Source organism: Photorhabdus sp. P32, from assembly GCF_038085095.1.
Taxonomy (GTDB): domain Bacteria; phylum Pseudomonadota; class Gammaproteobacteria; order Enterobacterales; family Enterobacteriaceae; genus Photorhabdus; species Photorhabdus luminescens.
Window position 1 is genome coordinate 39,295 of sequence record NZ_JAZGJN010000262.1, and the last position, 6,300, is coordinate 45,594.

Below are 6,300 nucleotides of genomic sequence, written 5' to 3' on the forward strand. Positions count from 1 at the left end.
TTTCAGTTTATATCACCACACCTATTTTCCTGAAAAATAGTCAGACACTGACTCAATTCCATTCTCATGCCAAAATACCACGCTATAAATAACAGGATATTCTGTCATACTGAATCAAGTAATAGATTTATATTACTGCTTCCATTTACTCAGATATTGCCATGAGTACCGGGGTAAAATCAAAACGTTCATCCAATGCAGATGCCACCGAGACATTAGACAAAGTGAGTTTTATTTCACTTCCTACTTTTAAACTAAAACTCGATATCACCATCGGCTCTTTCTCATTAAGAAATGCGGATAAGCCCGTCATTTTTAAAACCTTATCTGTATCATTCTTAATATTAATTGAGATTTTGGTCTTTGATGCCATTGAACTATCCATCTGGTTAATTTTCTTCTTCATCTCTTTTGGTATGCTTATCGCCAGGATATCTGCGCCATTACCGTAAAGATGAATACCCTTAGTAGAACCAGTCACACTTGAATTCCCCACACTCACAGGAATTTTAAAGTGAGCAAATGAATCCATACTTTTTCTAAAACATTCCACGTATTCCGCATCGGCAAAAATAGCCGGTACTTTTTCCTGAGCGTCTAACAAAGATTTTGATGACTGTCTGGAATCTTTATAATCACCACAAGCACTGACTTCAACCAACAAATCAGATGCCACTGTTTTAACTTGTTCAGATAACAGTTGGTTAACCGACACCGAGGTGCTGAGTTCTGTTTTACATCCTGCTAAAGCAAGAGCCATGACACTACAAAGAATCAATTTTCTCATCATTTCCTCAATATCGGATTTCCTCAAGATAAAGTCTGATTATATTCAATAATTCTCTGTTTAATCTAACACATTGCATAAATAAATAATTACCATTTGCATGATACCCTCCTAACCGAATGTAAAGTTATAGCGAGTAAAACAGAGCAACATCAAAACTACGAGAAACTTACAACAAACCAAAACGAAAAAGAAAGCCTGTAGCTATTTATTAACTCATTAATGCGAAACACTACGCAAATTTAAGCGATTAAAATCACATATCAACAACTTTTCTTGTTAATGAAAGGTAAATGAAAGGTTTTGTTATTACTAATTGAATCAACCAGGGCCATTTGTAATGGTTGTATCTTACACAGGTATTGATGAGAGCAAGCAAAATGAAAACTATAACAATCAAGATGTTAGCGGCAACTGCTTTACTATTTGTTGGCACAAGCAGTGTTTTTGCCGCCAGTGCGCCTAACAGAACGGAATGTATTGCCCCTGCAAAACCAGGCGGCGGGTTTGACCTGACCTGCAAGCTGATCCAAGTTTCATTACTGGATACGAAAGAGATCAGCAAGCCCATGCGTGTCACCTTTATGCCCGGTGGCGTCGGCGCTGTCGCTTACAATGCTATCGTCGCGCAACGACCTGCTGAAGCGGGCACCATTGTCGCCTTCTCCGGCGGCTCTCTGCTCAATTTGTCTCAGGGAAAATTTGGCCGCTATAACGTTAATGATGTGCGCTGGCTGGCAAGTGTTGGTACTGATTATGGAATGATCGCTGTCCGTGCCGATTCACCTTACCGCACCCTGAACGATTTGATGAACGCTTTCAAGGATAATCCTAACAGCATTGTATTTGGCGCTGGCGCTTCTATCGGTAGTCAGGACTGGATGAAAACCGCGCTACTGGCAAAAGAGGTCGGTATTGATCCTCACAAGATGCGTTATGTCGCTTTTGAGGGGGGCGGTGAACCTGTCACCGCTCTGCTAGGTAATCATATTCAGGCGGTTTCTGGTGATCTGAGTGAGATGGTGCCTTACCTGAATGGAGACAAAATCCGGGTTTTGGCTGTCTATGCAGATAAACGACTGGATGGTGACTTAGCCAATATTCCTACTGCCAAAGAGCAAGGTTATGACCTGGTATGGCCGATTATCCGCGGATTTTATATGGGACCAAAAGTTTCTGACGAAGAGTATCAATGGTGGGTTGATACTTTCAATAAACTACAACAAACAGATGCTTTTAAAAAACAACGTGATATCCGTGGGTTGTTCGAATTCAACATGACCGGCAAAGAATTGGATAGCTATGTGAAAAAACAGGTTGAACAATATCGTGAACAAGCCAGAGCTTTTGGCTTAGCCAAATAATAGAGTCATCATTATGAGCGATCGTATCTTTGCTACTATCTGGTTAGTGCTCTGTGCCATTGGGATGGTTATTGGTTGGGGCATTCAGAGTGAATACACTTATGAACCTCTGGGGCCCAGACCTTTCCCAATGATCATTCTGTCTCTGATGGCACTCTGTGCCTTACTACTACTTTTCAAAAAACCAGAACAAAGTAATTGGCCTAGCGCCCCTGTTATCCGCCGCCTAATGTTGTTGATTCTCTCTTTAGTTATCTATGGTTGGTCATTTGAGTGGCTTGGTTTTCCTCTGGCTACAACGCTGCTGACATTTAGTGTCGCACTGTTGTTTAACGCAACACTGCCTGCGGCAATCATTTCTGGGGTGTTCCTTGGCGTCACGTTCTATTTCGCCTTTGACCGCTTACTTGACGTAACCCTGCCTCTTGGTAGCTGGCTCAACTAACGGAGAATTTATGGAAACCTGGATGTATCTCAGTCAAGGTTTTGAAGTTGCAATGGTGCCGCAAAACCTGATTATTGCTTTAATTGGCTGCTTTGTCGGTACCATTGTTGGACTATTGCCGGGGCTTGGGCCGATCAATGGCGTCGCGATTCTGCTGCCGCTGGCTTTCGCTTTAAAACTGCCTGCTGAATCTGCCCTGATCTTATTGGCGACCGTTTATATCGGTTGTGAGTATGGCGGGCGTATATCATCGATTCTACTAAATGTTCCCGGTGATGCCGCTGCCATTATGACCGCCTTGGATGGTTATCCGATGGCTAAACAAGGCCGTGCGGGCGTAGCGCTGTCTATTTCCGCAGTTAGTTCTTTCTGTGGTTCTTTGCTGGCAATTTTCGGCATTATTTTGTTTGCGCCATTACTGGCGCAGTGGTCACTGGCTTTCGGCCCTGCTGAATATTTCGCACTTATGGTTTTTGCTATTGCTTGTCTGGGTAGCATGATGAGTCAGAATCCGCTGAAATCACTATTAGCAGCATTAATCGGATTAGGTCTGGCAACTGTCGGAGTAGACGCCAACACCGGGGTTTACCGTTTTACTTTCGACAATGTTCATCTGTCAGATGGCATTCAATTTATTGTTGTAGTAATAGGTCTGTTTTCTGTTAGCGAAATTCTGCTGATGCTAGAGAACACCTCAACCGGCCAAACAATTATCCGCAAAACAGGCCGTTTGCTGTTTAATCGTAAGGAAGCGGCTGAATGCGCTATACCAACGCTTAGATCATCCCTTATCGGTTTCTTTGTCGGTATTTTGCCTGGCGCAGGAGCGACAATTGCCAGCGCAATTACCTATATGACTGAGAAGAAACTCAGTGGGAATAGCGATTCATTTGGTAAAGGCGATATTCGCGGCGTAGCAGCGCCAGAAGCGGCCAATAATGCTTCGGCCTGTGGCTCCTTTATTCCAATGCTAACATTAGGAGTGCCAGGTTCAGGCACCACTGCCGTTATGATGGGGGCTTTAACGCTCTATAACATTACGCCGGGGCCAGGGATGTTTACTGAACAGCCGGATATCGTTTGGGGATTAATTGCGGCTTTATTAATTGCCAATGTTATTCTACTGATCATGAATATCCCAATGATAGGTCTGTTTACAAGGATGCTCACTATTCCACTCTGGTTCCTTGTTCCAGCTATTGCTACTGTTTCAGCGGTTGGTGTATATGCCATACACAGTACAACATTTGATCTTCTGTTAATGGTAGGGTTAGGCGTTTTCGGCTACATTCTGAGAAAGATGAATTTCCCGATGTCGCCATTAATCCTAGGTTTCGTATTGGGGGAAATGCTGGAACAAAATTTACGTCGCGCACTTTCTATCAGTAATGGAGAATTTAGCATTCTATGGAGTAGCGCAATTACTCAGAGTTTATTGATACTGGCAGCATTGGTTCTGATTATTCCACCAATATTACGAATTATCCGTAAGCGCCGTATTCAACAAATCGCTACTGAAAACAAAGCGTAATAAGCAAAAGCCCATAATATTACAAAACCATAATTATCATAAAAATATTATGGGCTTTGCTACCGTAATAAGAATATATTTCCGTATTCACATTATATTTCACACAAAATCAAAATTCAGAAAAATAGGTTTGGATTCACTCTTATAAATGATAATACAACACACCAAGTTTGCTGCAACATTAATAGTAAAAGTCCCCTTTTGGTAAAATACTATATTTAATCAAATATTATCTTTACCAAATCGGTGATTCAACATTTCCGACAACTGTTAAATAGTTATCAAATGATGCTGAGTGTTCAATGTTATTAACAATGGTCTTTTCTGTTGAAACAAGCAAATAGGCGCATCATCTTACAACTTCCAGCGTTTTATCGCCAAAGTCCCATACATTTTTCTTTATGTGAATTAGGTAACAGAAGAGTTAATGATGCGGACAGCACACAAAAACGGGAATGGAGGTGACTCGCTGTACGCGGTCACCCAAGATGCATCAAATAACGACCATTGTTGTTTGAACACACGGTCCGAAATAGTCTGTGATGAAGGGAATTAACCTAAATACTTGCTCATCACCAAAGAAGCATTAGTACCACCGAAACCAAAACTATTGGACATCACCGTATTCAACTTTTGTTCAGTAGGTTTAGTGATGATATTCATGCCTGCCGCTTTATCATCAAGATCTTCAATGTTAATACTTGGTGCAATAAAACCATGCTCCAACATCAGTAGGCTATAAATCGCTTCGTGTACACCAGCAGCGCCCAGTGAATGGCCGGTCATCGCTTTTGTTGCAGAAATCGCCGGTGTCGTATCACCAAAGACTTCCCTGATCGCCTCCAACTCTTTCAAATCACCCGCAGGAGTAGAAGTACCATGCGTATTCACATAATCAATGGAACCTTGCACACCTTGCAACGCCATATTCATACAACGAACCGCACCTTCGCCAGATGGAACAACCATATCTGCGCCATCAGATGTTGCGCCATAACCAACAATTTCAGCGTATATGTGTGCGCCGCGTGCCAGTGCATGCTCTAGTTCTTCCACAACAACAATACCGCCGCCGCCAGCAATAACAAAACCATCACGGCCCTTATCGTAAGTACGGGACGCTTTTTCCGGCGTTTCGTTGTATTTCGTTGAAAGTGCGCCCATTGCATCAAATTCACAGCTCATTTCCCAGCACAGCTCTTCACCACCACCGGCAAAAACAATGTCTTGTTTTCCTAACTGAATAAGTTCAGCCGCATGACCAATGCAATGAGCAGAAGTAGAACATGCAGAACTAATTGAATAGTTTACTCCTTTGATTTTAAAAGGAGTTGCAAGACAAGCTGACACACCGGAAGCCATCGCGCGGGTTACCATATAAGGTCCCACACCACGCAAACCGCGAGAACGCATACCATCAGCAGCCGCAACCTGGTTATATGGAGAACCACCGCCAGAACCCACTACCAATCCGCTACGAATATTGGAAACTTGATCATCAGTCAGGCCAGAATCTTTAATTGCCTCATCCATCGCCAGATAAGCATAAACAGAAGCATCGCTCATGAAACGCTGAATTTTTCGGTCTATTAACCCCGCGGTATCCAGTTTTACATTACCCCAGACATGGCTTCTCATTCCTATCTCTTTGAATTTCTCAGAAAAAGTTATCCCGGAGCGGCCTTCTTTCAGAGATGCCAGTACTTCTTTCTGATTATTACCAATGCTGGAAACAATACCCAAGCCAGTGATTACTACACGCTTCATCAAATACCTCATTAACTATGTTTATCTGCGGGATTTCGATCTACTATAGTAGCACTTTAGCGTACACTTGTACGCTGAACAAGTCCGATCAGGATAAAATTACGAAGAAAAATTTGTCCCCTAAAGAATTCCAATATGTTTTCACGTAAAAATAACCGTTAATTTTCATAGAATACAGTAAAAAACATTCGAATTTTAATAGATAAAAATAAATTTAAGATGGGAATTATTTTGGCAAACAATAAGATCAAAAAACACTTTTAATTTCCATCGAAAATTTAATCTAAGGATAATAATACCAATGCAATACATATGAACTTATCAAGCATACAAATAATGATTAGTAGGCTTATATTTATATAGAAGTTGATATACCTGCTATTTTTATTAAATTTCTTGCTAATTA

5 protein-coding genes are annotated in these 6,300 nt (G+C 41.7%); 3 read left to right on the plus strand and 2 right to left on the minus strand.

Annotated features, from left to right (window positions below; genetic code table 11):
• Nucleotides 1–145: 145 nt before the first annotated feature.
• Nucleotides 146–790, minus strand: coding sequence for a DUF7424 family protein (locus V2H77_RS11965; protein WP_341498957.1), 645 nt, complete (start codon nt 788–790; stop codon nt 146–148).
• Between the two features lie 398 nt (nt 791–1,188).
• On the opposite strand from V2H77_RS11965, the gene V2H77_RS11970 reads away from it, so the two are divergent.
• Genes V2H77_RS11970 through V2H77_RS11980 form a run of 3 tightly spaced genes read left to right on the plus strand, consistent with a single transcriptional unit; the run spans nt 1,189 to nt 4,127 of the window.
• A complete protein-coding gene (locus V2H77_RS11970) occupies nt 1,189–2,151 on the plus strand; it encodes a Bug family tripartite tricarboxylate transporter substrate binding protein (RefSeq protein WP_394347072.1) in 963 nt (320 codons plus the stop codon).
• Nucleotides 2,152–2,164: 13 nt separating this feature from the next.
• Nucleotides 2,165–2,596, plus strand: a complete 432-nt coding sequence (locus tag V2H77_RS11975; protein WP_132345653.1) for a tripartite tricarboxylate transporter TctB family protein — start codon at nt 2,165–2,167, stop codon at nt 2,594–2,596.
• A gap of 10 nt (nt 2,597–2,606) precedes the next feature.
• Nucleotides 2,607–4,127 carry a tripartite tricarboxylate transporter permease gene (locus V2H77_RS11980; protein ID WP_341498958.1) on the plus strand — a complete coding sequence of 507 codons (1,521 nt, stop codon included), beginning with the start codon at nt 2,607–2,609 and terminating at the stop codon, nt 4,125–4,127.
• A gap of 552 nt (nt 4,128–4,679) precedes the next feature.
• Here V2H77_RS11980 and fabB read toward each other — a convergent pair.
• Nucleotides 4,680–5,894, minus strand: a complete 1,215-nt coding sequence (gene fabB, locus V2H77_RS11985; RefSeq protein ID WP_341498959.1) for a beta-ketoacyl-ACP synthase I — start codon at nt 5,892–5,894, stop codon at nt 4,680–4,682.
• Between the last annotated feature and the right edge of the window lie 406 nt (nt 5,895–6,300).